Source organism: Anaerocolumna aminovalerica (assembly GCF_900115365.1).
Classification (GTDB): domain Bacteria; phylum Bacillota; class Clostridia; order Lachnospirales; family Lachnospiraceae; genus Anaerocolumna; species Anaerocolumna aminovalerica.
Window position 1 is genome coordinate 1 of sequence record NZ_FOWD01000032.1, and the last position, 24,443, is coordinate 24,443.

General features: G+C 35.9%; 19 protein-coding genes and 1 tRNA gene. 12 read left to right on the top strand and 8 right to left on the bottom strand.

Features of this window, described 5'->3' with window-relative positions:
* Positions 1-215, top strand: a 215-nt coding sequence (locus tag BM183_RS15335) for a transposase (protein ID WP_139221540.1), incomplete at its 5' end; no start/stop codon positions are given.
* Positions 216-387: 172 nt separating this feature from the next.
* On the opposite strand, the gene BM183_RS15340 is transcribed toward BM183_RS15335, so the two are convergent.
* The 3 genes from BM183_RS15340 to BM183_RS15350 all read right to left on the bottom strand — a co-directional run bounded on the left by BM183_RS15340 (position 388) and on the right by BM183_RS15350 (position 5,056).
* A tRNA-Gly gene (locus BM183_RS15340) sits at positions 388-459 on the bottom strand.
* Positions 460-858: 399 nt separating this feature from the next.
* On the bottom strand, positions 859-1,635 hold the full coding sequence (locus BM183_RS15345) for an endonuclease/exonuclease/phosphatase family protein (RefSeq protein WP_091687755.1): 777 nt from the start codon (positions 1,633-1,635) through the stop codon (positions 859-861).
* A gap of 79 nt (positions 1,636-1,714) precedes the next feature.
* Entirely contained in the window at positions 1,715-5,056 is a 3,342-nt protein-coding gene (locus BM183_RS15350; protein WP_091687756.1) for a GH36-type glycosyl hydrolase domain-containing protein, read from the bottom strand.
* A gap of 331 nt (positions 5,057-5,387) precedes the next feature.
* Between BM183_RS15350 and BM183_RS15355 the strand changes: the two genes are divergently transcribed.
* The 5 genes from BM183_RS15355 to bglX all read left to right on the top strand — a co-directional run bounded on the left by BM183_RS15355 (position 5,388) and on the right by bglX (position 12,368).
* Positions 5,388-6,320 carry an ABC transporter permease gene (locus tag BM183_RS15355; protein WP_308742967.1) on the top strand — a complete coding sequence of 311 codons (933 nt, stop codon included), beginning with the start codon at positions 5,388-5,390 and terminating at the stop codon, positions 6,318-6,320.
* 16 nt (positions 6,321-6,336) lie between these two features.
* The gene (locus tag BM183_RS15360; protein ID WP_091687757.1) at positions 6,337-7,248 is read left to right on the top strand and encodes a carbohydrate ABC transporter permease; all 912 of its coding nucleotides are present in this window, start codon (positions 6,337-6,339) and stop codon (positions 7,246-7,248) included.
* Positions 7,249-7,345: 97 nt separating this feature from the next.
* Positions 7,346-8,911: an ABC transporter substrate-binding protein gene (locus BM183_RS15365; RefSeq protein WP_091687758.1), complete on the top strand. Its 1,566-nt coding sequence runs from the start codon at positions 7,346-7,348 to the stop codon at positions 8,909-8,911.
* A 174-nt stretch (positions 8,912-9,085) separates the two neighbouring features.
* The gene (locus BM183_RS15370; protein WP_091687759.1) at positions 9,086-10,120 is read left to right on the top strand and encodes a LacI family DNA-binding transcriptional regulator; all 1,035 of its coding nucleotides are present in this window, start codon (positions 9,086-9,088) and stop codon (positions 10,118-10,120) included.
* Positions 10,121-10,163: 43 nt separating this feature from the next.
* Positions 10,164-12,368 carry a beta-glucosidase BglX gene (gene bglX, locus BM183_RS15375; protein WP_091687785.1) on the top strand — a complete coding sequence of 735 codons (2,205 nt, stop codon included), beginning with the start codon at positions 10,164-10,166 and terminating at the stop codon, positions 12,366-12,368.
* 157 nt (positions 12,369-12,525) lie between these two features.
* Here bglX and BM183_RS15380 read toward each other — a convergent pair whose 3' ends face one another.
* The 3 genes from BM183_RS15380 to hypB all read right to left on the bottom strand — a co-directional run bounded on the left by BM183_RS15380 (position 12,526) and on the right by hypB (position 16,390).
* On the bottom strand, positions 12,526-12,867 hold the full coding sequence (locus BM183_RS15380) for a hydrogenase maturation nickel metallochaperone HypA/HybF (protein ID WP_091687760.1): 342 nt from the start codon (positions 12,865-12,867) through the stop codon (positions 12,526-12,528).
* A gap of 144 nt (positions 12,868-13,011) precedes the next feature.
* Positions 13,012-15,690 carry an FAD-dependent oxidoreductase gene (locus BM183_RS15385; RefSeq protein ID WP_091687761.1) on the bottom strand — a complete coding sequence of 893 codons (2,679 nt, stop codon included), beginning with the start codon at positions 15,688-15,690 and terminating at the stop codon, positions 13,012-13,014.
* Between the two features lie 28 nt (positions 15,691-15,718).
* The gene (hypB, locus tag BM183_RS15390; protein ID WP_091687762.1) at positions 15,719-16,390 is read right to left on the bottom strand and encodes a hydrogenase nickel incorporation protein HypB; all 672 of its coding nucleotides are present in this window, start codon (positions 16,388-16,390) and stop codon (positions 15,719-15,721) included.
* A 205-nt stretch (positions 16,391-16,595) separates the two neighbouring features.
* On the opposite strand from hypB, the gene BM183_RS15395 reads away from it, so the two are divergent.
* The 3 genes from BM183_RS15395 (at position 16,596) to BM183_RS15405 (ending at position 19,571) form a co-directional block, all read left to right on the top strand.
* Positions 16,596-17,300: a FadR/GntR family transcriptional regulator gene (locus BM183_RS15395; protein ID WP_091687763.1), complete on the top strand. Its 705-nt coding sequence runs from the start codon at positions 16,596-16,598 to the stop codon at positions 17,298-17,300.
* Positions 17,301-17,523: 223 nt separating this feature from the next.
* Complete coding sequence (locus BM183_RS15400; protein ID WP_091687764.1) at positions 17,524-18,804, top strand: ArsB/NhaD family transporter; 1,281 nt, start codon at positions 17,524-17,526, stop codon at positions 18,802-18,804.
* A gap of 80 nt (positions 18,805-18,884) precedes the next feature.
* Complete coding sequence (locus BM183_RS15405; protein WP_091687765.1) at positions 18,885-19,571, top strand: DUF3298 and DUF4163 domain-containing protein; 687 nt, start codon at positions 18,885-18,887, stop codon at positions 19,569-19,571.
* A gap of 305 nt (positions 19,572-19,876) precedes the next feature.
* Here BM183_RS15405 and BM183_RS15410 read toward each other — a convergent pair whose 3' ends face one another.
* Positions 19,877-20,437, bottom strand: coding sequence for a DNA-3-methyladenine glycosylase I (locus tag BM183_RS15410; protein WP_091687766.1), 561 nt, complete (start codon positions 20,435-20,437; stop codon positions 19,877-19,879).
* A 302-nt stretch (positions 20,438-20,739) separates the two neighbouring features.
* Here BM183_RS15410 and BM183_RS15415 point away from each other — a divergent pair, with 302 nt between their 5' ends.
* From BM183_RS15415 to pyrF, 3 genes are all read left to right on the top strand, one after another.
* Positions 20,740-21,135, top strand: a complete 396-nt coding sequence (locus BM183_RS15415) for an NUDIX domain-containing protein (protein WP_091687767.1) — start codon at positions 20,740-20,742, stop codon at positions 21,133-21,135.
* A 144-nt stretch (positions 21,136-21,279) separates the two neighbouring features.
* Positions 21,280-22,554, top strand: a complete 1,275-nt coding sequence (locus tag BM183_RS15420) for a dihydroorotase (protein ID WP_091687768.1) — start codon at positions 21,280-21,282, stop codon at positions 22,552-22,554.
* A gap of 80 nt (positions 22,555-22,634) precedes the next feature.
* Positions 22,635-23,567 carry an orotidine-5'-phosphate decarboxylase gene (gene pyrF / locus BM183_RS15425; RefSeq protein WP_091687769.1) on the top strand — a complete coding sequence of 311 codons (933 nt, stop codon included), beginning with the start codon at positions 22,635-22,637 and terminating at the stop codon, positions 23,565-23,567.
* 386 nt (positions 23,568-23,953) lie between these two features.
* Here the strand turns inward: pyrF and BM183_RS15430 are convergent, their stop codons facing one another.
* Entirely contained in the window at positions 23,954-24,316 is a 363-nt protein-coding gene (locus tag BM183_RS15430; protein WP_139221541.1) for a hypothetical protein, read from the bottom strand.
* Positions 24,317-24,443 lie beyond the last annotated feature (127 nt).

Consider the following 24,443-nt stretch of genomic DNA (forward strand, 5'->3'; position numbering starts at 1 on the left):
TAAAAACAGCCGAATCATCGGGTATTACCGAATTTGAGAAATGTGCATCTACATATCGAAATTGGTCAAAAGAGATATTGAATGCGTTTAAATATGGGCTCACAAATGGACCAACAGAAGGATTTAATAACAAAATAAAGGTGCTTAAACGTAACTCTTTTGGAATCAAAAATTTCAGAAGGTTCCGAACCAGAATTTTACATTGTACTAGATAATTTTAAAGAGACTGACACGGAGGTTTATTTCGTGTACCCAAAAACAGATAATTATAAGTAGAATATCAAAAAGGCTCTAATACCAGTTGTAAAGTGGGTTCCAAGGGAACCCACCCCAAAACTTGACAAAGAGCCAAAAGAAAAAACCCTTGAAAATCAAGGGTTTGATGCAAGCGCGAGACGGGATTCGAACCCGCGACCCTCGCCTTGGCAAGGCGATACTCCACCACTGAGCCACTCGCGCATATAAGATTTTGTTGTATGTGTTTTACAAGCACGTGTTATAATATACCATATACAATAGATTTTGTCAATAATAAAAATATAAATTATTTTAGAGAATTTTATCCTGAATAATTGAAGCGATAAGAGATAGAAGAGTAGTAATTCAATCACAACTTCAAACTAAATCTATGGAATATAAAACTCTAAATACTAGAGGATCAAAGTTTGTCTAAAATCAGCTGTCACAGTTTTGTAAACATTATTGTTTAAACCAAATCGTGACAGCCATCATTATTGTTTATATTATAAAAGGTATGCTATCAAAAAGCCTCAAAATATTGAATTATCAAAAAGTTATTCCACAGACCTTTCTTCCACAGACCTGGTCTTTATCCAACTCACTTCTTAACCTTCAAGCTTATATATTCTTTAATACTACACTAACAGGATAATGATCCGATAAATAAATTCCATTATCACAATCCTTCCATATCTCACGTTCACTGCATTCCAAACCGGAAGAAACTACTATATAATCTATCTTTTCAGGGGGTTCCATTCTTCCATAATCATGAAATGTCCCTTCCATCCCCGAAGTAAGATCTCTTAAAAAATCACTTTTTTCAATTAGCTGTATTTCAGGGGAGTCAGGATATCCGTTAAAATCTCCGGTTAATATCATCTCAATTTTTCCATACCCTGCCTGTTCTTTTTGTTCCACTGTTTTTTTCATGTGTTTTAGTATTTGATCCATACCAAGTACCCTTGCTTCACTTCCCTCATGGTCTAAGTGGGTATTTAAGAGATAATATACTTTTTCCGTCTCTAAGTCCTGGAAGAATAATTCAGTAACCGATCTTGGACACATACTTTGCTTTTCGTATCTGGTTCCGGGTACCTCAGGAGTTAAAGACAGCCAAAAAGTATTCATAGATATTAGCTGAAATTTATCTTTCTTAATGGCCACGGTGTTTTGTTCGCCCTTTAAGTCTTTTTCCCTGCCACAGCCCAGAATGTAATAATCCCTTAAATTCTCTTTAAGCCAGCTGGCTACATGGGGTAATACTTCCTGAAAACAGACTATGTCTGCATCTTCTTTATATAATTTCTTTAAAATGATATCTTTTCTATTTTGAAAATTATTATTACCATCTTGATTGTAATCACAACGGATATTAAATGTTACCACCTTCATAGGCTTTTCCTCACTTTTGAAATAAAAATAATTATTTAAACTTATAAAGATATAATCTATCAACTGAATTATCGAATGCTTATTTCTTTAAGTAAATATGAAATTCATTGTTTTTCTCCGCAGCTTTTAAGAAGACATCTTGTGAAATTTCAAATCCGCCATTTCGGTATTGATTTTTAATGTAATTACCAGGAAGTTCTTCGTTGCCTGATTTTATACAAATTGGCTGCTCCATATTATTATCTATATGATAGATAAAGGAGACAGTTTTTCCATAGCAGGTATACTGAAAGGAAACTCCATCTAAATCCTCTGCTATGACAGGATCTATATGTATAAATCTATGTTTAAAACGAATACCCAGTAAGTCGGCGATAATTCTTCGAATATAGATTCCAGGGCCGCTGGAATATAGTCTCCAACCACCTTTTACACATATGTCACCAGTTCTTAATTTATCAAAATTAGCCGCATATTCATAGCGGTCATAAAAACATCCTTCTGAGCTGCTATAGTATACATTACTTTGGCGTGTTAATGCATTTGGTACATACTTAGTAAGCAGGACAGGAGTAATGCGCATCAGTGCATCCCAGGCTTTTTCTGCCAATCCTAAAGTAGCAGAGGCTTCAATATAGCGAATATGCGCATGAACATATTGCAGACTGATTTCTCTGCCCACATTGGCTGCTTGTTCTGCTCTCAAAAAGATTTTGCTGATTCCTCCGTTATAGCTGGCAGGATGATCCATCAGGCGGACACCATCGGGACAAGATAAATGTTGGTGGATAATTTCCATATTGCGGGCTGCCAGCTCAGGTTCTGCCAATTGGGCAATAATACTTCTGGTTAATGGCAGTAAACGGTACTGAATGGATGTTTCTGTATCCCTGGGATGCAGCATATATTTCATATGCTCCTCAGACTCTCTGTAAAGAAAGCCGGCTATGACCCCATCTTTTATCAGATACCGATAGAAAGATTCTTTAATTTCCTTAGCCATGCGGGAAAGGTTCTTTGCAAAAGCTTCATCCCTATGGGAAACAGAATTACTCAACAGTTCCAGTGTTTGCATAGCAAGTGCCTGTGTCCAAGCACTCACCAGGTTTTCTCTTAACTTTATATTGGCAGGCTGTAAAGTGTCGTCCCAATCTCCGCCGGCATAGGAGATAAGAGCTGTACCGGGAAGATAACGATTCTTTATGGCATCTACAGCACGCTTTATATGAAGCAATATGGTTTCAGGCTTATTGGCAGGCAATGCATCCTGTGCAGTGCGGTAATCCACAACTTCTTCCAGAATAGACGAATCCCCGGTAGCCTGTATATAATCACTGATGGCTTTTAAGGGCCAAAATACTACATCACCATGGCAGTCATCCTGATGCATAGGATAAAGATCAAACATAAACCATTGAGGCCATTCAAAATTTTGATCAATCTGATGAGAGAATAAGGTTAATAATATGTTTCGCACAAGTTGATAGTGCTGGGTAGTTAAGAAAAATTCTATAGGGCCCTGGCACACATCACGAGTACCCCAAGCTGCACCACCAGATTGTTCAAGTCCGTGTGGGGAAGCAAAATGGATTAAAGCGTCATGTGCATACCAGTATATAATAGCATTTAATTTCTCTGCTGTAAGGGGGATACCATTTGGAGCACTTAACTTAAAATTGCCTGTTAAGCTGTCATAGTATTTATGATAAGCTTCCTTTTGAGCCGGATAATCATAGCTGTCCAGAAAAGGAATCTCATTTCTGCTATCATAGCCCTGTATTATAATATCAAAATTGGAGCTATCTGGTATCATAACAGACAAAAGAGAGGGATTTATAGTAGTATTCTCTTCAAAGAAGATACTATCATCTGTTATAGTACTATTTTTAGGAATTCTCATACGAAAATGAAGGTCAGGATAAAAAGAATTTGTAATAACATCTGAAGATGGATGAATCTGTATTATATTATCTTCTTTTTCTAACACAATGTCGTTTTCATATTCATTTGGCCCTACAGTAAGTTGGTGAGTAACAATAAAATCATATTTTCTATTATTTACAGATCTGACTTTTAGAACTATCTCCGGTCGGTTATACATGGCAAATGTAGTTATGATTAGAATATCCTCATCCAGCTGATAGTACCAGGTACTTCCTGATACATCCATTTCATAGGCAGCAGGTAATGTAAGCTGTCTGTAGAAATCACCGATTTTGACATAGATTCTTTGCCCGCTGTTTTTTTCTACGTTTAATAGCCCTCTATGGTTGGATAGCAGCTTATTATAAGTCGTGTTGCCCACTACCAGTTGACAGTTAAATAAACCATAGATATAGTTAGTGGAGCTGACCACCCCTTGAGGTACTTTTGTTAAATCAAAGTTTGTCATCAGAATATGTCCATGTGGACGTTCTGTTATCAATTCTTTTGATTGTAAAACCACATGACTATTTGTGGGGGTGAAAAAGGAAAGTAATGAATCACCTTCTTTTTCCTCCAGTATCCTATGAGGGAAATATTTGTTCAACTGTTCCATATTCCATTGTTCAGATGCATAAGGAGTTCCTGTTTTAGTAAGAGAGGGCACTTTAACAGGCTGGAAACTCTGGGGTTCACTGGATGTATAGGCTTTATGTAATTCCTGTAGGTATTCTATTTCTTTAATAGCTTCCGGATGATTGGATTTGCAGATACCGTAAAAGGAAAATTGTTTCGTACCGGATAAGGAAAATGTCTCCGTTTGAAGTGCGGTATGTGACAATTCATATTGTTTGTTTTTACTGGGAAGATTGCTAAGCAATGCTTCTGGAATATTGGTTTTCTTATAAGAAAGGCCAAAAAACTGTGTTCCATCAGTAGAATAAGCTGTGGAACGTATTCCAAGACTTCCTTGCTGCAAATAAGGATAGGTACCTTCCTGTTCCATATTTTGTCTGGAACAAATAACATATCCCCAATCCCCTTCAAAAATACTGTGTCCTAAATATTGTGCCGCATATAGTTCGTTTGTATTTACACTTCCCTTTGAGCCAATTCCGATATCCTGGGAATAGATAATATCAGCTTTGTTACATTCACCCTTTAAAGAGATATCCCAAAACCAGATGCCATATGGGGTTAAGCGAAAAGTAACAGTATAGCTGATCTGTTCCGCAATTCCTTCAAAAACAAGGGAAGAATTACTTGATTTTAAACTACTTTTGGATGCTGATCCAATTAATGGATAAAAATTAAGTGAATCGTCTTTGTATATTCGAAGGTATATATTATTGGTCGAACCATCTAATGTATTACCTCGAAAAGCATTAATCAGAATGGATTCATGAATCCATTCAAAACTGTCTCCTCCGGGTAAAAAAGTAAAATTGCTGTTACCGTTTTTCAAGGCTATAGGAGCAGACAAAGTTTTTAGTATCATATAGTTACCTCCTTCATAAAAATGAGTGGAAACATTTCCAATTACAAAGAAGTATACAAGAACATAAATTATATGTCAAGAAAAATTAGTAATTATGATGCAGAAATGCATCTGACAAAAAATATTAAAAAGAATAGGAGATATCAGTCAATAGCTTGTCTTGGTTAATATGCATAAAAAAAAATAATTTATATAAATATAATTAACATATTGACAAAAAAACATGAATAGATTATTATAAACATATCAAAACTAAAGGAAACGTTTCCAATTGTATTTCATTAATTTTTATTTTCCTAGTTTTGATAATAAAAAGAATGGAGGAACGGAATTGAAAGTAAAGCAGGGTTTCCGTGTATTTGGAAAAGAAATACGTAGGAATTGGGTTATGTTCCTTATGCTTTTACCGGCAATCGTATATTTTATTATATTTTCTTATATCACGATGCCAGGGGCATATGTCGCCTTCGTCAACTACAATCCCACAAAAGGAATTTTTGGAAGTGATTTCGTAGGTTTCAAAAATTTCGAATTTTTAATAAAGAATGGTGATCTTTGGAGAATAACAAAAAATACATTATTATACAATGTGGTGTTTTTAATTTTAAGCCATTCTTTTCAAATTGTATTGGCTATTATGTTATCTGAAATAACCGGTAAATATTTTAAAAAGGTATCTCAATCGGTAATTTTACTCCCACATTTTATTTCTTACGTTGTAGTTGGAGTTTTTGCGTATAACTTTTTTAATTATGATAACGGATTTATAAATTCCATCTTGGTAAATATGGGTATGGAGAGATTTCCTTTTTACACTAATCCTGGGATATGGAAATACATAATTGTCTTCTTTTACATGTGGAAGACTACCGGATATGGAATGATTGTATATTTGGCAGCAATTACAGGTATTAACAGTGAGATTTATGAAGCTGCCTATATAGATGGGGCCAGTCGTTTTCAAAGAATTCGTTACGTAACGGTTCCGCTTCTTAAACAGACCTTTGTTTTATTAGTATTATTTGGTCTGGGAGGCATCTTGAGAGGATCTTTTGATTTGTTTTATAATCTGATCGGTACCAATTCACTCCTTTATCATCAGACGGATATTATTGATACTTATGTTTATCGTAGTTTAATTGGTTCCTTTAACTTTTCATCCAGTGCAGCTGTAGGTCTGTATCAGTCTGTGTTTGGTTTGATTCTGGTTCTGACTATTAATATGATAGTTCGTAAGTTAGAACCGGAAAGTGCATTGTTTTAATAAAAGGAGGCAGAAGATGAAAAAAAGTCATCAAAATGGTAATTCCATCAAAATGAGCAAAGGTAATCGGACTTTGAATATTATTTGCTATGTGGTTGTGGGAATTTTCGCTATAACTTGCCTTTTCCCATTCGCATTAATGATTTCTTCTTCCTTTATGAAAGAAAAAGAAATTGTTGCAGAAGGGTACAAGTTATTCCCTAAAGAGTTAAGTATTGCAGCTTACAGATATTTACTGGATAATCCTACAAAGCTTATTAATGCTTATAAAGTTACTATAACAACTACTGTGGTAGGTACAGTTCTTGGTTTAGTTGCCATGTCTATGGCAGGATATGTACTTAATCGTAAGGATTTTAAATATCGAAATTTCTTTTCCTTTTTTATATACTTCACTACCTTATTTAGTGGCGGTTTAGTACCTACTTATATTTTAAATGTAAGGTATCTTCATTTAAAGGACAGTTTATGGGCAATGATACTTCCGGGGCTGATTAGTGCCTGGTCCATATTCTTAATGAGAAACTTTATGAAGTCTATACCGGATGAATTGTATGAATCCGCCATGATGGACGGTGCAGGTGCTTTCACCATATACAGGAAAGTCTTTATGCCGTTAGCAATTCCTTCATTAGCTACTGTAGGACTATTCCTTGCTTTAGGATACTGGAATCAATGGTATAGTGCCAGCTTATATATTGATACACCATCCAAGTATCCGTTACAGTATTATCTCCAGAAGATGATTAATCAAACAAATATTGAAGCTTTAACAAGTCAGGGGCATTTTATTGATGCTGAAACTTTACCAACCCAGTCGGTGAAGATGGCAACAGCAGTATTAACTACGGGACCGATTATTTTATTATATCCATTTGTACAGAAGTATTTTGTGACCGGACTTACTATGGGTTCCGTAAAAGGGTGAGCAAGCAGCGAAAGTGAATTGCTAATATCCGCATAAACTAGAAATTATAGGCTTTACTTTTGAGAGGAAGGCTTATAAAATAAAAGGAGGAAAAAGTATGAAATTAAAAAAAGTTATGTCTGGTATTTTATGCCTTGTTATGGCCATCACGTTATTAGCGGGATGTGGAAAAAAGGCAAACACCAATGAAACAGGAAATCAGACTGAGAAAACTGAGAACAAGTCTGAGGGGGATGTGGATTTATCCGAGCATGTAACACTAGTTATGTATCTTTATGGTTCAGCAGGGGTGGCTAATGATGATATTTTGGCAGAAATTAATCGTAAGCTGACAGAAGATATTAATACATCCATTGAAGTCAAGTACATTGACTGGGGTGATATCGGTACAAAGTATCCATTAATCTGGGCATCCAATGAAGCTTTTGATATGGCATATGCATCAATTAACACAGCCGTACCATTCTACACATTAGCAAAGCAGGGTTCCTTATATGATATTACAGATATTGTTGATAAGTATACTCCTACATTGAAGGATACAGTTCCTGAATCAAGTTGGGCTGCAACTTCATCAGAAGGTAAAATTTACGGAGTACCTACCCTTGGTTCAGGTTATACCAGTACGGGATTTGTTTACAATAAGGAGAATTGTAAAAAATGGGGAATCAGTGAAGTTACAGATTTAGAATCCATGATTGCATATTGTGATGCTTCCGTAGCTCACGGCATCTATCCTTTCAATGGTAATGCTGATATCTTTAGGGATTTTTATAAAATGCTAATAGAAACTACTGGAAACTGGGTTCCTGCTCCTGGTATATCAACAGAAGAAATGCATTTAGTAACCCGTGATTACAAGAACTATAAAGATATTATTCACCCGGCATTCACTGATGAATTCGCACAGTTTGTAACAATGATGGATGAATGGGAAGCAAAGGGTTATTGGCCTAAGGATATTCTATCCTCTTCAACCGGTGATAAAGAAATGTATAAGAATGGGCAATCTTCTTCTTATATAACACATATGGGAGACTGGACAGGAAACTATACTAATATTCATGGTAAATTACAAGATCAGGATATTGATGCATGGTATTTTGCAGAAGATCATAATAAAATAATGAAAAGTTCACCGGCACAGGATATTACAGTTGTAAATGCTAATTCAAAATATCCGGAAAGATGTGTTATGGCAATTGAAAAATTCTTAACAGATAAATCTTACTACAATTTATGGCAGTCTGGTATTGAAGGACGCCAATACGAAATTGTAGACGGTTATCTTGAAAAACCTGCAAGTTTTGATGAAAGCGTAGATGCAGGAGGTTTTTCAGCATGGGCATTCAGCAACGCTGAATTTAAGATTCCATTAAGAACAGAACATCCAAGCCGTTACGAAAAAATGGAAGAGTGGAGTAAGACATATCTTAGTGATCCTTACACCGGATTCAGCTTTGATCCTTCCAAAGTAAGTACAGAACTTTCAGCTATTTCTAACGTAAACTCAACGCTTGGTATTCAGCTTATGTTAGGTAAAACTGATAATGTAGAAGCTGCAATAGAAGAATACAGAAATCAATTAAAGAGAGCAGGTATTGATGCAGTTATAGAAGAAGTAAATAATCAATTAGCATCCTTTACACAGGTTGTAAAATAGACAATAAAAGAGCTGTTGCACAACAATGATTGGCATTCTGGGTACATATATGAATCAAGAATGCCAGTTTTTGCAGCAGCCTCTTTTAAATAAAATAAATATCATTTAAGATGAAAATTTATCTTGATAAATTATTTATTCTGATAAAGTTTTTGTCGATACTGGAGGTACATGATGGCAAATATCAATATTAAGGATATAGCAAGATTATCGGGTGTAGGTATTGCGACAGTTTCTCGTGTAATAAATCAGACAGGTTCAGTTAGTGATAAAACAAAAAAGAAAGTAATGGATGTAATTAATGAATACAATTACATTCCTAATAACAATGCCCGGAATCTAAAATTGACTCAATCTGAAAATATTGCACTGATTGTCAAGTACATGTCCAATCCATTTTTTATTAAGATGATGGATGTAATCGAAATCGAAATGGCATCCAGAGGATATCCCCTTCTGATTCAAAACGTAGATGAAACATCCGATGAACTTGACACCGCAATCAGTGAATCTATGCACAGTAATTTATGCGGAGTAATTATTATGGGAGGTTCATTCTCCTCTTATACGGAAGCAAAGTTTAAACAGCTTGGAATTCCATGCGTTCTTCTTACAGTAAGTTCTGAAGGAAATGTTGACCCATCCCTTTACTCCAGTGTGATTATTGATGATGAAATAGAAGCCTATAAAGCAACTAAATATTTGATTGAAATGGGACATAAAAATATAGGGTTTTTATATAAGGATGTAGCCGGTTTAGTTACACCGAATATATTACGGTATCAAGGATATAAAAGAGCATTAGAAGAAAGTGGAATACCCGTAGATGATAACTTGATCTCTACCGGAATTCCTGTAAATGGTTCAGGCTTTCGTGCAGGATTCCTGACTATGAAGCAGTTAATGCAAAGAAATCCTTCCATGACTGCTGTTTTTGCCTTTTCCGACGTATTGGCAATTGGAGCTGCAAAGGCCGCATTAGCTGGGGGAAAGAAGATTCCGGATGATATATCCATTATAGGATTCGACGGAATAGAAATGACTGAGTTCTATAATCCGGCTTTGGATACTGTGTACCAGCCTGCAACTGAAATGGCTTTATCTGCAGTATCATTGTTGCACGGAATGATGAACGGAGAGAGATCACAGCACATGGTGTATGACTCTGTAATTTTAAAAAGAGGTTCCGTTAAAAAAATACTTGGATAGAATAACACATTACAGTACTGTGTATGACAGAAAGGAACGTGCAATGGAGCAACACAAATTAAAAGAATTAGTTAAAAACATGAGCCTTACAGAGAAAATAAATCAGCTCTTACAGGTGACCAGCGGATTTTTTATAGATGAAACAGTGCTTACCGGGCCAATCAGGGAAAATGGAATAACGGAGGAAAGTATTTCACAGGCAGGCTCGGTAATCGGTTTATTAGGTGCAAAAAAATATAAAGAAATACAGGATGCTTACATAGAAAAACATCCTCATAAAATTCCACTGTTAATTATGATGGATATTATCAATGGATTCCGAACCATATTCCCTATTCCTTTAGCACAAGGAGCTACCTTTGAGCCGGAATTATCAAAAAAATGCGCAGAGGTAGCAGCCAAGGAATCTGCTGTTTCCGGAGTCCATGTTACTTTTGCACCAATGGTTGATTTAGTCAGGGATGCCAGATGGGGAAGAGTAATGGAATCTACTGGTGAGGATACAAAGTTGAACAGTGACTTTGCAACTGCAATGGTGGAGGGATTTCAAGGAGATAATGTAGGACAGGAATTCAAAATCGCAGCTTGCGTAAAACATTTTGCCGCATACGGTGCTCCCACCGGAGGAAGAGAGTACAACACGGTAGAACTTTCAGAGAATACCCTTAGAGGCTATTATCTTCCGGCTTACGAAGGGGCTATAAAAGCTGGAGTAGAAATGGTAATGACATCATTTAATACGTTAAATGGAATTCCCTCTACCGGCAACAGATGGCTTAATCGAGATATACTGCGGGATGAGATGGGGTTTAATGGAGTACTGATATCTGACTGGGCAGCTATAGAAGAATTGCAATATCATGGATATGCAAAAGATCGAAAAGAAGCAGCAGGAGTGGCTATGAATGCCGGTGTAGATATTGACATGATGACAGGAATATATAGTAAAAACCTTGCCTCTCTTATAGAAGAGGGTACAGTAAAGGAAGAGCTGTTAGATGAGGCGGTTCTTCGGATCCTTAACTTAAAAAATAAATTAGGCTTATTTGAAAATCCATATAAAGATGCAGATGAGATAAAAGAAAAAGAAATTATACTATGTGATGAACATAGACAAGTTTCTTTGGAAGCAGCGGAAAAGTCCTTTGTTCTATTAAAGAATAATGGAATTCTTCCTATAAAAAAGGAAGATAAGGTAGCATTCATTGGCCCCTTTGTTCATGAAAAGGAAATATACGGTACATGGTCAATGCTTGGAAGACCGGAAGATACGGTATCCATAGCAGATGGGGCAGAGAAATATAGAATGGATTATGAGATGACTTTTGCCAAAGGATGTAACATTCTTGGAGAGGAAGATAGAAACTTAATTCCGGAGCACCATTATAAGAAGATTATACAGGAAGACCAGGATAGAATGCTAAAAGAGGCAGTAGAAGCAGCAAAGAATGCAGATAAGGTAATATTAACATTAGGAGAACACCGCTGTATGTCTGGTGAAGCTGCCAGCCGGGCGGAATTAACTTTACCGAAAGCTCAGGAAAAATTGCTCCATGCTATATATGAAGTGAATCCTAATATTGGGGTAATTCTTTTCACTGGCAGACCTTTGGATTTACGGGAAGTATCAGAAAAATCCAAAGCAATATTAAATGTATGGATGCCTGGAACAGAGGGAGGCAATGCTATTCTTAATGTTCTTACCGGAAAGGTTAGCCCCAGCGGAAAGCTGCCTATGAGTTTTCCATACTGTGTAGGTCAGGTACCGGTTCATTATAATGAGTATTTTACCGGCAGGCCTTATAATCCAGGAACCGGAGAAAAAGAATATAAATCTAATTATAGAGATATTCCCAATGCCCCTCTTTATCCCTTTGGATATGGGCTTAGTTATGCAAAGTTTCAATATTCTGACCTTAAGTTAAGTAAGGATATCATGAATGAAGAAGAGACTCTTGAGGCATATGTTACTATAAAAAATGAAGGAGAATATGAGGGAACAGAGACAGTTCAGCTCTATATCAGAGATTGTGCAGGTAGTGTAGTCCGTCCGAGAAAAGAACTGAAAGGTTATCAGAAGGTGGATTTGCAACCTGGTGAAGCGAAAAGAGTAACTTTTCAGATTACGGAAGAAATGTTACGATTCTGTAAGGCGGATTTAACCTTTGGCAGTGAAAAAGGTGAATTCCATGTGTTTGTTGGCACTGACAGCAGTACAGAAGAATATGTTACATTTGAATTAATATAGGGGATATAATTATAGATAAAATAAAACTACTTGCGGCAATAACAGCTTATCAGTAGATGCTTAATATTTCAGAAAAAAACCTATGCTATACTTTTGTAATAGCATAGGTTTTTTGCTGTGTTGTTTCAAATCTAGAAATAGGGAATTGTTTTGGATTTTAATAGCATACAATTTCTTTAATAAAGAATTCCTTGCCGCTTAGTACCTCAATATTTCTGCCATTGCATATTGGACATCTGCCTTCATATTCCAAGAATTTAAATACTTTATTACAGCTTTTGCATAAACCATTGGCAGGCAGAATCTCGATATTCAATTCTGAGCCGTCCAGAATCGTTCCTTCTACAGCGACAGGGTAGAGGGATTTCATATACTTTGGTATCATGGAAGAGAGTTCTCCGATTTGTAATACTAAGGTTACAATGCTTTCAACTTCATTTTCTGCTGCATACCGTTCAACACTTTTCACCACTTCCATAAGAACCCCTATTTCGTGCATATAACTCTCCTCCATTTATATTTTCATGTTTTATTTTAATATGTATATCATTGTAAGAACTAATAAGATGATAAGAGTCCTAAGATTATTATAGGAATATATAAATATATTTTATATACCTCATGGTTAATAAGTTAATCTATTTTATTTATTCCTTAAAAGATTCTTAGCTTTTTTCATAATTATTTTACCTTTTCTCTTCAGGATATGCTTTACAACTATCGGTTTTAGATCCTCAAAAGCCACTCCTTCTCCGTCGTATTTGCGAATCAGTGAAATTGCATCAAACTTACATCTCATGGTACAAGCACCGCATCCAACACATAGGTATTCATCCACCACTGTTGCACCACAGCTTAGACAGCGTTCCGTTTCTTTTTTCACTTGTTCATCTGTAAAGGTTGAACGAGGATCTTTAAATGTACTTTTTGATGAAACACCGGCAATATGGCCGGCACTTTGTCTTGGCTGGCGGTCATAATCACCCAAATTCAGATTCTCTTTATCGAAAGCGTGGTATTCTCGTCTGTCTCGGCCGATAATCATACTTTGACCGGGCTGTACATAGCGGTGTATGGAGATGGCTCCTTGTTTTCCTGCTGCAATTGCATCAATAGCGAATCTGGGACCTGTTAAAACATCTCCTCCTGTAAACACATCCGGTTCTCCGGTTTGATAGGTAAAAGGATCTGCCTTGATGGTTCTGTTGGGGTTAAGTTCTATTCCGGATCCCTCAATCAAGCTTCCCAAATCAATGGATTGACCCACTGATAGTAATACATGGTCAGCCTTAACGGTAATAACATCTGATTCATCATAGATGGGGTTGAATTTACCATTTTCATCATATATGGAAATACATTTCATAAATTCAACACCTGCAGTACGTCCATTCTCTATAAGAATACGCTTTGGTCCTCTGGAATTGTTAATAATAATACCTTCTGCCAAAGCTTCTTCGATTTCTTCTGCCAAAGCCGGCATGTCTTCACGGCTTTCCAGACAGAACATATTAACTTCAGATGCTCCGGTTCTTACAGCAGTTCTTGCAACATCAATTGCAACGTTTCCTCCTCCGATTACCACAGTCTTTCCGTTAACAGTTAAATCATTACCAAGGTTTATATTACGTAAGAATTCAACACCGGTAATTACACCTTCACTGTCTTCACCTTCGATTCCAAGTTTTCTTCCTGCCTGTGCTCCGATTGCAAGATAGAAAGCTTTATATCCCTGTGCTCTTAAGTCTTTTAGGCTGATATCCTTACCCACTTCTACCTGGGTTTTAAACTGGACGCCTAATGCCCGTAATACCTCAATTTCTGAATTTACCACATTTTTTTCCAATCTGAACGAGGGGATGCCTAAAGTCAGCATGCCTCCAAGTACTTTTTGTTTTTCAAATACCGTAACCTGATAACCATCAATTGCCAGGTAGTAAGCGCATGAGAGTCCGGCAGGGCCGGCACCGATTACAGCTATCTTTTTACCATATTCATGTCTTTTCTCTGGAACATAACGGTTTTTCATGTTTAAATCCTGTTCAGCAATGAATTTTTTAATTTCATCAATGGCAATAGGAGAATCAATATCACCTCTGGTACAGGCAGATTCACATTTTCTTGGACAGATACGGCCACAGACTGCAGGAAAGGGATTTTCGTGTTTAATCAATTCCAGAGCTTCGGTATATCTTCCCTGAGAAGCCAGCTTTATATAACCCTGAATGGAAATATGAGCAGGACATTCTGTCTTGCAGGGGCTGGTACCGCTTTCAACAACATTTAATCGGTTGGTACGGTAATCCGGATTCCATTTGTCCGGACCCCATTCCGTATCTCTGGGAGTTTCTGTTTTCTTTACGGGGAGAGGTTTCACTGCACATAGTTTTTGACCAAGCTGAAGAGCGTTAACCGGACAGGTTTCCACACATTCTCCACAGGCAACACATTTTTCCTTATTTACATGGGAAACATAGTTGGAACGCACCATATCTACATTTTTGAACATGGAAGCAGTTCTTAAAGACAGACAGGAGCAGCCACAGCAATTACATATGGCATGGGTTTTACCAGAACCGTCAAGATTGGGAATCTGATGCATTAAGCCATTTTCTTCTGCTCTTTTTATAATTTCAAATGCTTCTTCTTTGGTAATCTGACGTCCTCTTCTGGTACGGATATAGTATTCTGCAGCATGCCCCATCTGAATGCACATATCTTCTTTAAGATGGCCGCAGCCTTCCCCCATAGCTTCCCTTGCTGTACGGCAAGAGCAGTCAGATACCGAGAAGATATGGTTGTCATTCAGATATTTTGATACTTCTTCATAGGTAGCTCTTCTGGTTTCCCCGTCTATTGCCTGTTCTATAGGGATAACTCGCATTAAGCCTACACCAACAGGAAATGCTCCGGTTGTCTTAGGCCCCCGGACTCTTCCATATGCCTCAAAAGCTTCTGCAATCTGTGGGTATTTCTTAACATTCTCCTTGTTGTTAACCATCATTTCCATAATACCCGGTACCCAGGTGTCATACCAGTAGTTATCAACTCCGTTGATTTGATTGACAAAGCAAACACCGGCCTTTGCCAGTTCCCACAGAAGCTTTTCTGTTTTTTTTACCGGTTTGCCGCACAGAGGTGCAAGCTCAGCAGCGGTAGATTTTTTACGTATTTCCATGCATAGGGCAACTTCCGCCATTTCCTCAGTTACTACCGGTTCCAGAATCAAGTACTCCGGGTCTGTTTCTGTAATACCGGATTTAGAACCCATTTTCTTTCTGCTGATATGATTTGCAAGTTCCAATACCTTCCTATTTACCATTGAATACCTCCCTTTCAACTATGTAATATTACTTTCCGTTCCATCTTTTTACTTCCATACTCAGCCAGTCAGCAAATTCTCCAATACCTTCTCCGGTTTTTGCTGAGATTGTTATAATTTTAACATTTGGATTCAAATTTTTTACACGTTCTATACATTTATCTAAGTCAAATTCGAAATACTCCAGTACATCTATTTTGTTGATTAACAGCACATCTGTAATCTGAAACATCAAAGGATATTTCAATGGTTTGTCGTCCCCTTCCGGAACACTGAGAATCATGGCATTCTTAGAGGAACCGGTATCGAATTCTGCAGGGCATACCAGGTTTCCCACATTTTCCAGAATGACAAGATCCATATCTTTTGTATTCAGACCTTCCAATCCTTGCTTTGTCATATCTGCATCAAGGTGGCACATGCCTCCGGTATGAAGCTGGATTACCTTAACTCCGGTATCTGAGATGGTATGAGCATCCACATCAGAATCAATATCTGCCTCCATAACACCTATCTTCATTTCATCTTTCAGCAGGTTAATTGTTTTAACAAGAGTAGTAGTCTTACCTGATCCTGGTGACGACATCAGATTTAACAGGAAAGTATTTTGGTTTTTTAATTCTTCCCTCAGAAGATCCGCTTGCCGATTGTTATCTTCAAAAACACTTTCTTTAATTTCAAGAATTTTAAATGGTTTCATATGTTTCTCCTCTCAAGTATGCTAGTTGTATCTGGTCATACCAGATTATATCCTTTACTACTATTATCTACCTAATATGAAGTAAGTCAATATAGCTGTATTTATTCAGCGTTTTAGATAATATATCATCTTGTATTTAAGCAAATAATACAATATAACTGGGCTGTGGTATCTGGTCAGACCAATATCAGAAAGGAGACGTTACATGGAGTTTACAAAATTATCTGCCCCATCCATAAAAGAATTATTTGTCCGGGAACTGGAAGGAATGATATTATCCGGAAAATTAGCTATAGGTGAGAAACTGCCTCCGGAAAGAGAGATAGCTAATTCCATGCAGATTAGCAGAGGCGTGGTAAATAGCGGTGTCCTGGAATTATCCAGAAAAGGCTTCTTAACCATAAAGCCCCGAGTTGGAACCTTTGTTGCGGATTATCGCCGAAACGGAACAATGGAAACTTTAATATCCATTCTTCATTATAACGGAGGGGTATTACGCTCAAGTGAGATTCGTTCCATTCTGGAAATTCGTCTTGCATTAAGTGAGCTGACATTAAAGCTTTCAATTCCGAAACTTACTCAAAAGGAAATGGAAACCCTGCGCAAATTTACCGATGGAATTGCAAAAGCCTCTACAAACAGAGAAGCCAGTGAGAATGCCTTTTGTTTCCACCATGAGCTGGCTGTATTATCAGGGAACATGTTGACTCCTTTAATCTATTATTCTTTTAAAGATGCTGTTATTATTTTATGGGAAAGATTTTGTAATCTTCATGGACGGGAAAAATTATATCATAATACCCATATTCTTTGTCAGCTAATAGAAAAACGTGATGTGGAAGGTGCTATACAATGGTCGGAGGAGAAAGTGAAGGAGTGTATTATTGGAAAAGACCAGATCTATTATTGAGTAAAGCTTAACTAAGAAATCACTGACAAATGGTGGTAAAGGATTAGCAGGAACAGATACAGCTATTGGGTTAATAATTACGGATCAGTACATTAAAATATGATTGAATAATTGCCTGCCATATAGTATAATTTACAATTGATTGCCTTTATATGAAAATAGTAAAAACTTCATATTTTCATACTATTTGCACTTCTAAATTAGTATACATAAGGAGAAAAAAATGGAAACAAAAACGATAGCAATTGTACTTTTTGCGCTTACTTACTTATCTTTATTGGTATTTCCTAAAATAAGAGCTTATATAGCCTTAGTATCTGCAGCAATCTTTGTGATTTTAGGAATATTGCCTTTAAATCAGGTGTTGGAAACGGTAGACTGGAACGTAATCTTAATGATTGCAGGTACTATGGGGGTTGTAACTTTATTTATTGAATCTAAAATGCCATCCTTATTGGCAGACTTTATTATTGAAAAAACCCCGAATGTAAAATGGGCAATTGTTTCATTAGCGTTATTTGCAGGATTTATATCTGCTTTTGTTGATAATGTTGCAACTGTATTAATGGTTGCTCCGGTAGCTTTAACTATAGCAAAGAAGCTTAAGATATCTCCGGTACCAAGTGTTATAGCCATTGCAATATCCTCTAATCTTCAAGGTGCCGCTACTTTAGTGGGAGATACTACTTCCATTTTACTTGGTGGCCATGCAGACATGAATTTCTTGGATTTCTTTTTCTTTAGAGGAAAACCAGGCTTATTCTGGATTGTTGAAATTGGAGCATTGGTATCTACTTTTGTTTTATTATTTTTATTCAGAAAAGAAAAGCAACCTGTTAAAACAATGGAAAGAACAGTTGTTACAGATTATTTTCCTACGGTGCTATTAGTAGGGATTGTTGTTCTGTTAATTATTGCGTCCTTTATACCAATGGAATATAAACCTGCGACTATTAATGGTTTAATCTGTGTAGGCCTTATGCTAATTGGTGTTATTCGTAAGTTTATTATAGAAAAAGATACAAAAGTATTTGGAGATGTGTTAAAAGAAATTGACTATACAACCATACTTTTATTAGCAGGTTTGTTTATCGTTATTGGTGGTATTAAAGAAGCAGGTGTTATTGAAGACATTAGCGAACTTTTTATAAAAGCAAGTAAAGATAATGTTTTTGTTATATTTACTTTAATTGTATGGGCTTCCGTAATAATTTCAGCCTTTATCGATAATATTCCATATGTTGCAACCATGTTACCGGTAACACAAGGAATTGCAGCGGCATTAAATATCGATCCTTATATTTTATACTTTGGCTTATTGATTGGAGCTACACTTGGCGGTAATATTACCCCTATTGGAGCATCCGCCAACATAACAGGTATTGGTATATTACGAAAAGAAGGTTATGAAGTTAGTGCGAAACAATTTATGAAAATAAGTGTACCGTTTACACTGGCGGCTGTTGCAACAGGATATATTCTCACCTGGTTAATCTGGAAATAGTTTTAACTGATATAATAGATTAAGTAACATCATAAAAAATTATGCATAAGTTAACTTAGATAGATCCCAGGGGGAAATATATGCTAAGTTATGAAATTCAGGTAGAAGAGATAGAAGTAAAAGGTATTCTGTACTATAAGGATACGGTTATGCTTAATTATACGATTCGTTATCCTCAATTTATATCTGACATGTTTCGTTTGTTTATAAAAGATATAAACTTGTATTACCGGATACGCGCATTACTCTTTGAGAAAGAACAAATACAAGAATTATATAATCTGGCAAAAGAACAGTATGAAGATTCCTTAAAGAATAATTTTCCCTTTCATCCCTATGAAGTAGTGATGGAATTTACTATAACATATAACCAAAACTGCTTCCTTAGTTTGTATTCGGAAACCTATCAATACACCGGCGGTGCTCATGGAATGACCACAAGAGTATCGGAAACATGGGATTTGGAACATAGAAGAAAATCAAAGCTAAGTGATTTTATTTCAGTAAGAGATTTACGGGAATTCCTGATCAGGAATATTCTGAATCAAATTGAAGAGGAAATACGAAAAGGAAATAGCTTTGTGTATTTTGAGGATTACAAAAAACTTGTGGAAGAAAACCTGAATATGGATAATTTTTATTTAAGCAATGAGGGATTGGTTATTTATTTTGGATTATATGAAATTGCACCTTATGCAAGCGGAATTCGTACTTTTACCATTCCTTATACAGCAGAGGGTATAATTCCACCTTGCTGTGAGAAATAATTTAAATTTAAAGGGTTATATTTTTAGCTGAATAATACTAACCTCCGAGACTTAGAGAAAAATTGGAAAATGCATATAAGGGCTTTTCCAGTTTTTCAAGACCATATGGAGATTAGCTTAAGTCTAAAAATAATAACCCTTTTTCTTAAATATATTATGTATAATCAGAGTAGAAATTGAAAATGGCATAGTAAAAAGTGAAGGTTCTAATCCTCCCTTACGTTGTTTATGGGTATATTTTTTGGTTGAACTACCTTCGTTGTAATAATAAAGGAATTATCCATATTTGGTATTGTTCGGATAGTTTATTGGTTACGAAAACTGCATGATAACAAGTGGTCATTGACCATTCCTATGGATTGCATGAATGCATAAATTGTAGTAGATCCTACAAACTTAAACCCTTCTTTTTTTAATTGCTTGCTGATTGTTTCTGACAAAGGTGTACTTGCAGGAACATCTTCAATCTTTTCCCATCTATTAATGATAGGTTCATAATCCACGTAGCTCCATAGAAATGCATCCAAGGAACCATACTTTTCACATAATTTAAAGTACATTTTTGCATTATGAACTACAGCGTTTACTTTGAGGCGGTTTTTAATTATACCATCATTCAATAATAAGACTTCTATCTTTTCTTCGTCATAGTTCACTAGTTTTTCAGGAATAAAATCATCAAAAGCCTTACATAACGTATCCATTTTAGTAAGAATGGTAGACCAGCTTAATCCTGCTTGTTTTCCTTCTAAAATGAGCATTTTAAATAACTCGTTGTCATCATGGACAACTTTTCCCCACTGAGTATCATGGTATTGTTTTTCCAGTTCACTCTTATTTGCCCAATCACATCTAATAATCTCCATATAATTTACAACCTCGTATTTAATATTTTTAAGTAGAATTAATGCTTTTACAATTTCTTATATTATACAATAAAATACTCTATCGGAAAAGCAGTTTGTATTCTATACAAAGATTGCATTATCTGAACCTTGAAGGAGAATAAAAGATACCCATATTTACTTAAATACATTCCGGATTAGATAAAAAACCTTTAAACCTGTTGGAAGAATCAGTTGTATTCATTAGGTAGTTCGGTTATAATAATTTTAATAAGAACAACTATGGGATTGTAAGATGATCTTATGATAGAGGAGGATACCGTATGGAAAAATATAAAATAATGGTAAAAGGGATTGTTCAGTATGAGGACAAGTATTTAATAATTAAAAAATGGTATGACGATAGAATTGGGAATCCTTTTCAATGGGAATTTATTGACGGTAAAATTGAGTTTGGTGAAATACCTGATAAAGGGGTAGTTCGTCTTATTTTTGAAAATACAGGATTATCCGTTCAAATTAATAAAATACTATATACATGGTCTTTTATGGTGGGAGATACTTGTAACATTGGCATAAGCTATTTATGTATGTCCGGTTCTGATGTAGTAGTTCTTTCTGAAGATTTAAATGATTACAAGTGGGTTACAAAAAATGAATTCAATAATTACATAGAAAACAAAGCAATTCTGGAGGATATTGAAAGAGCAGAATTATAAAAGTGATTTCTTAAATAATGAAGTATATATTCTGAGCTGATTTTAATGGTAAAATTAGCTCAGAATTTCTGAATAATGCTTTCTGGCTTTTATGATTTAAACAGAAGCTGTGTTTTCGGATAAAAATGAAAGGATGGTTCCATTTTGTCAATTTTAATTAAAAATGGGTATGTTTTAGACCCGTCAACAGGGTTAGAAGGTAAAAGGGATATATTCATAAAGGAAGGTGTCATAAAGGAAGTAGCCGCTGATATCAATGAAGAGGCAGAACGGGTAATTGATGCAGAAGGTATGTATGTAATGCCGGGATTTATTGATTTGCATGTACATTTAAGAGAGCCTGGATATGAGTACAAGGAAACTATAGCAACCGGTGCCATGGCGGCGGCAAGGGGTGGTTTTACTACTATATGCCCTATGCCTAATACTAATCCAACTATTGATAATGACCAAATGATTGAATATTTGCTTTTAAAAGCAAAGAAAGAAGCCGGTGTAAATATTCTTCCAATCGGCGCAATCACAAAAGGCCAGCAGGGACATGAGCTGGCAGATATAGAAAGCATGGCAAAAGCCGGTGCGGTTGCATTAAGTGAAGATGGCAAATCCGTTATGAATACAGCTCTTTACTTGGAGAGTATGAAACAAGCCAAGGCTGCCGGCATACCAATATTTGCCCACTGTGAGGACAAGGATCTGGTTCAGGGTGGAGTTATGAATGAAGGTGCAAAATCCAGGGAATTAAAGTTACCGGGTATTAGTAATGCTGTAGAAGATGTAATTGCCGCAAGAGATATTATTATGGCAAAGGAAACAGGAGTACAATTACATCTGTGTCATTGTTCCACAAAGGATAGTATTACTTTTATTAAACTGGCAAAAGAAGGGGGACTACCGGTTACCGGAGAAGTATGCCCTCATCATTTTACCTTATCCGATGAAGATATACCGGGGGATGACAGCAATTACAAAATGAATCCTCCTTTAAGAAGTAAAGAAGATGTACAAGCATTAAAAGAAGCTTTAAGAGATAATATTATAGATGTAATAGCAACAGATCACGCTCCTCATAGTGAAGCAGAAAAAGAAAAATCAATGGCAGAATCACCTTTTGGTATTGTAGGATTAGAAACGGCTTTTTCATTAACCATGAGGGAACTTGTGAATACGGGATATTTAACTCCAATGGAAATGGTAGAAAAATTAAGTACCAATCCTGCAAAAATATTGGGAATTGATAAAGGAAGTCTGGCAGCAGGTAAAATTGCAGATATCACCATTGCCGATCCCAAAGAAGAATATGCTATTAATGTAAATGAATTTGCTTCAAAAGGAAAAAACTCTCCTTTCCATGATAGAAAAGTAGTTGGAAAAGTAAAAACTACAATTGTTGCAGGTAAGATTGTTTATAAGGAATAAATAGAATATGCAGATTGTAGATTTCATAATGTTTAATTATTGTTAATGATTTATTTTATAAATGTATGTATGGAGGAATTATGATCGATAAGTTAATAAGAAAAATAGAAGAAAATAAAGCACCCATTGTAGTGGGATTAGATCCTATGTTATCCTATATACCGGATCATGTAAAGGAAGCTGCCTATAAAGAAAAAGGAGAAACTTTAGCAGGAGCAGCAGAAGCAATTTGGCAGTTTAATAAGGCTATTGTAGATTCCACTTATGATTTAATACCTGCTGTAAAACCGCAGATTGCTATGTATGAGCAGTTTGGTATTGAAGGTTTAATAGCTTTTAAAAAGACCGTCGATTACTGTAAAGAAAAGGGGCTAGTAGTAATTGGTGATATCAAAAGAGGTGATATTGGCTCCACATCAGCAGCATACGCAATGGGACACTTAGGTAAGGTGCAGGTAGGAAATAATTCCTTTTATGGATTTGATGAGGATTTTGTAACAGTGAATCCATATCTAGGTTCTGATGGTGTTGTGCCATTTATAGATGTATGTAAAGAAGAGAAGAAGGGACTATTCATTCTTGTTAAGACCTCCAATCCTTCCAGCGGAGAATTCCAGGATCAATTGATAGATGGAAAACCTCTATATGAACTAGTTGGAGAGAAAGTAGCACAGTGGGGTGAACTCCATATGGGAAGTGAGTATAGCTATATTGGTGCTGTTGTTGGTGCAACGTATCCAGAAATGGGTAAAATATTAAGAAAAATCATGCCAAAGACCTATATCTTAGTTCCTGGTTATGGTGCCCAGGGCGGTAAAGCAGAAGATTTGGTACACTATTTTAATAAAGATGGGTTAGGCGCAATTGTAAATTCCTCCAGAGGTATTATAGCAGCATATAAACAAGAAGCTTATGCGAAATTTGGTCAAACGGCCTACCCAGACGCTTCCAGACAGGCTGTAATAGATATGCGGGAAGACATTATGAGTGCACTTGTAAATGCAGGAAAATAATCATATAAAAGAAGAGAATGTAAATTATTTTGTAAACCTCCCTTGGATTAATGAAGAATACCTGGGTATAAATTAATTAATTAAGTTATATGTATAATTGCACTCGATAAGAGAAGCTGTCACTGAAAGTTGGCAGCTTCTGTCTCTTGGTAACCTAGTAAAAATGTTCCTGAGTTATCCTACCTTGATTATCCCAATTAAAAAAGCCGTCTCACAACCTAGCTGAAGTTCCCACTTTTGTTATGTAACGACTTTTTTCAATTTCAATCCAATGTATACAGGTCATGTACTTTATAAGTTACGACCTCAGAAACCCTTAAATTATAAGGCTTAATCCATTGTAAATCATTAGATATGTGTCGAATTTTATGCCCTTTTATTTTAAATTACTTTTTTTCAAAATTCAATACTGCACCATCCTGATCTATGGACAATACATTACCATCTTTAGTGAAGACCATTGTCTCGCCACCCTCACTAATGGTTACTTCATCTCCATCTACTTTGAAGGTACCTTCTGAAGTATCGCCGTCTGCTGTAACAGTAACTTTACCATCTGTTTTAAATTCAATAACAAATTCACCCATTCCAATTTCTTCAGCGGATAATTCTATACCTAAAGATTCTGCGCTTGCCAAAACCCATGAAGTATTATCGATATCTGTCTTTTTCTTGCTTCCACAACCAACTAAAAGTAAACTAAATAATAAAACTATAAATAATACAGATAGAACTCTTTTCTTCATCATTTCTCTCCCTTATTTTTAATTATTCGACACTAATTTATTTTATATTAATTACCATATCTTTCTATAGGTATTATTTCTCATATACATTATAACGGTAATATGCATCTCGGTAAAATTCCTGATCTGA